Raw genomic sequence first — 3,458 nt, forward strand, 5'->3', positions numbered from 1 at the left:
TGTTCCTGCTTTAATCAAAAGTATAACCGGCTGGGATTGGATTATTAATGCAGTTTCTAGCGCAAATTAGAATTAGGAGATAGAATTCCAGGAAGCAGCAGTGCCGACGATATTTTTCTGGCTGCTCAATTTCCATTGCATTCCGGTCTCATTATGGTTTCCATACGGGGACTACGGGGACTCATGGTCGCAACGTTATCAGTGACGGGCGTATTTATCTGGCAAAGAAAACGCTGAGCACCGTCAAAAATTTTTAATAATCATTGAGAACAGTTTTCGACATATACAAGGTACCAAAACAAAATATCTATGCCTCTTCTATAGTTTGTCATCCTCTGCACATTTATTTAGTCGTCCCTGAAATATCATCAATCCATTGAAGATATTGATATTGAAAAAAGAACGAGAATATTGTGACGGCATTGTGGTCGGTTTGAACCGCTAATTAGGCAAATAACATGCAACGCCTATTCTGGGATTTCAAGCTTCTTTACGGGCTTGTGGCTGATGGCCGTCGGGAACGTGACCTCGCCGTTCGGAACTTTAGCGCCAACCGGCCACAGATGGAAAATAATACCGTCGGTCTTTGACGCGGCCTCTGCAATCTCTTTCGCTTTCTCAGGGGATACATCAAGCACCTGCACACGCCCGGTTGCAATCTCTTCCGCGTGGTCGTGGAAATGCTTATTCCATTGCTCCAGCGTCACGCTCGTGCGCGCGAGCTTCTTGTCAATGAAATATTCGATCTCAACCAGTTCGGCATTCGGGTCGGTAGACAAAAAAACCATACACTGCAAGATCTCTGGCTTGATCGGCTTGCAATAATGGTGATATGGACCGTGTACCGTACCGTCTTCATGACGATGGGGCGCAATTACATGAATGTTGTAGCCCTCCGCTGGAGTTCGTGCCTTCTCCTGCGCTACCAAAGGCGTTGTCATACAGCTGGTCAAAAAAATCGCCACACCAAATGTTGCTACAAGATGAAAGTTTCTCTTCATGATCTCCTCCTTTCTTCTTTGTTGAACGGCGGCCTAACATTCTGCTTGAAGGATCGGCGCTTTATGCCACATCCTTCTTGAAGTAGTAGTTAGGCAAAAACGCATAATACAAGCTAGACATTTCACCATGGACTATCCCTGTATTCGTGTATAAGGGATTAGATACTGTCTTGCAATACAATATCTAATCTTTTTGCTATTTTTAATAGCCGCTGAGATTTTTATCTCGTGCCACATATTGCTGCATTTTTTGACAAATTCATCATTACCAAGATAGATTTGCCCACGTAAAGCATCCCAAACACTCGGCAATCCTACACCCCCCTCGAACAAAATCCACATAGGCAGCAATAGCTAGCTTTCTCTGGTTACCGAATTGCTCCAGTATCCAGTCAGTTTGCAACCACTCAGGGCAAGTGCTTTTACCAATCATGGCTGAATAGCTGCTCCATGGTCAATGATCGATGTTTTTTTACTATACCTGCTCGAACAGGGTTCAATACCACATAGCGTGATGTTTGTTATAACGAAAGACATAACCCCAATGTTCAAGTTCAAGATACTCTCCGTCAAAAGAGTGGCTGTGACCTGTGGTAAAGTTCGTGAACGACATCTTGTAGGTGCCACCAACTTTGGCATCTATGTGGTGAACCTTGCCGGTAAAGCCGTTCGGCGGAAGCCATTTAGCCATTGCGTCGGCATCAAGGAACGCCCGATAGATTCTTTCAAGTGTCGCACACAGTACGCGATGAAGCTGAATGGTATTTGTGGGCATGATCATCTTTTCTTTTGATGCGTTGTGATGCTTAACGATAAGGCTCACCGACGGAGCGTAGCAGGGTCCGGTGCATCGTAATGTCAGACCAGATGAAAACCCGAAGCATACCGGTCTTCATGCGGCGCAACACGGGAGTACCCTATTGCGCCCTACGCAGACTATCCTCATCTTCATCAGAAATAGCTTCTCCACCATTCCCCCTTGACATAACATGGTATAAACCATTCTTCTCCATATTCATTTATGGCTACATATCATAAATACACTTCATGCACTATACAATGACTGACACCTTTTTCTTCCTGTTAATTTTGGAAACAATCGTGGTCTATCCCCTATTCTACTTGTGTGAATGGGCATGGCTCCTATACCTCATAAACTGAAATCGTGACCACACTCCAAACAGTGGTAGTTGTCGAGGAGATTCTCATCAACCACCTCCCCGCCTTTTGATCCAATGTAACCACCGACTGTACCTCCAACAAGGGCACCGATGATGGCACCGGCGATGCTGCCTGCGACAGCCCCCACTGGGCCAGCACTTAGCCCAATAGCTGCACCAGCCTCTGCACCAGCCTCTGCTCCGGCTTCCGCTAGTGCGATGCCCCCAGCTGCACCAGCACCTGCACCGACTAATGTACCGACTCGCTTCCCATAGTTCTTTTTCTCAATTCTGTATGACTTGCAATTTGGACACTGCATACCTCTTCTCCTTAGTAAATGACGAACGAAGATGAAACCCAACGTTTGAGGTAACCGGCCGCCGGAGCGTGAAGCGCGAAGGGAACCTGCAAGCGCAGCTTGCAAGCGGTCCGGTTGACCGAGAGGTTGGGCGTCATGGGCAACTACCAACTCCGATGAAACAAAGCACAAGCAACCACAAGCAACAAGACACCGAAAGATGCGATTAGAGCGTGTAGTGCCACCCAAAACAAGCCCAGCCTCCATACATGCAGACGTGGAAACCGCTCGGTAGTCGCCTTGTCAGCCTTGCGCTTCAACTCGAGGATGTTGCTACCTGGCACAGCGTTCTGAAGCGCCAACATCGTTTTGTCGATACCGACGACGGTTAATACTCCCGCAGCAAGGGCAGAGAAGAACCCCGTAACCGTTGCTCATGATGATGCGCCTCGGATGCATACTCTTGAAATAGCTTCAGCCAGAGATCTACCTTATCCATGGTAGTTCACATCCACCCCCTCTGACGCCCAACTAGAATTAGCCATCCGAAATGACGCAATATATGACGTCAAAAATGACATCTAACATGACAAGCTGCATGCTACCTCCTTATATTTGATAAAATTGCGTCAATTTAGTTTTCCTCATACCAAACTTTGTTAGATCTACAAATATGATGAATAGATCACGATTTTTGGACAAGTTGCGCGACGAACCTAAGCTCAAACATTATCGCTATCATACCGAGCAATCTTATTTTACGGACGGATCGAGTCAGACCACGAGGTATCAGTTGATGATAGGTGACAGATAATCCAGTCTTTTCATACTTCGCTACTGGTTATAAAAGATTATGAGAAAGTACTGCTCCTGATTGCTGAAGAAGTAAGCAAGCCAATCCTACTCAAGCTATCATTTATAAATCACCATTAAATGCAAATTGGGATTGGTTTCTATATCGATTCTCATCGATGATGGTGACCGCCTCGATGGCTTCC

General features: G+C 46.1%; 4 protein-coding genes. 1 reads left to right on the forward strand and 3 read right to left on the reverse strand.

The window, feature by feature from the left end; genetic code table 11:
- Positions 1–467: 467 nt before the first annotated feature.
- The 3 genes from R2Q26_RS15215 to R2Q26_RS15225 form a co-directional block, all read right to left on the reverse strand.
- Positions 468–1,001, reverse strand: coding sequence for a DUF1264 domain-containing protein (locus tag R2Q26_RS15215; RefSeq protein ID WP_317537067.1), 534 nt, complete (start codon positions 999–1,001; stop codon positions 468–470).
- A 496-nt stretch (positions 1,002–1,497) separates the two neighbouring features.
- Positions 1,498–1,776 carry an SRPBCC domain-containing protein gene (locus R2Q26_RS15220; protein WP_411182375.1) on the reverse strand — a complete coding sequence of 93 codons (279 nt, stop codon included), beginning with the start codon at positions 1,774–1,776 and terminating at the stop codon, positions 1,498–1,500.
- A gap of 375 nt (positions 1,777–2,151) precedes the next feature.
- Positions 2,152–2,727, reverse strand: a complete 576-nt coding sequence (locus R2Q26_RS15225) for a hypothetical protein (RefSeq protein ID WP_317537068.1) — start codon at positions 2,725–2,727, stop codon at positions 2,152–2,154.
- 2 nt (positions 2,728–2,729) lie between these two features.
- On the opposite strand from R2Q26_RS15225, the gene R2Q26_RS15230 reads away from it, so the two are divergent.
- The gene (locus R2Q26_RS15230; protein ID WP_317537069.1) at positions 2,730–2,852 is read left to right on the forward strand and encodes a hypothetical protein; all 123 of its coding nucleotides are present in this window, start codon (positions 2,730–2,732) and stop codon (positions 2,850–2,852) included.
- Positions 2,853–3,458 lie beyond the last annotated feature (606 nt).

This window comes from Nitrosomonas sp. Is37, assembly GCF_033063275.1.
Lineage (GTDB): Bacteria > Pseudomonadota > Gammaproteobacteria > Burkholderiales > Nitrosomonadaceae > Nitrosomonas.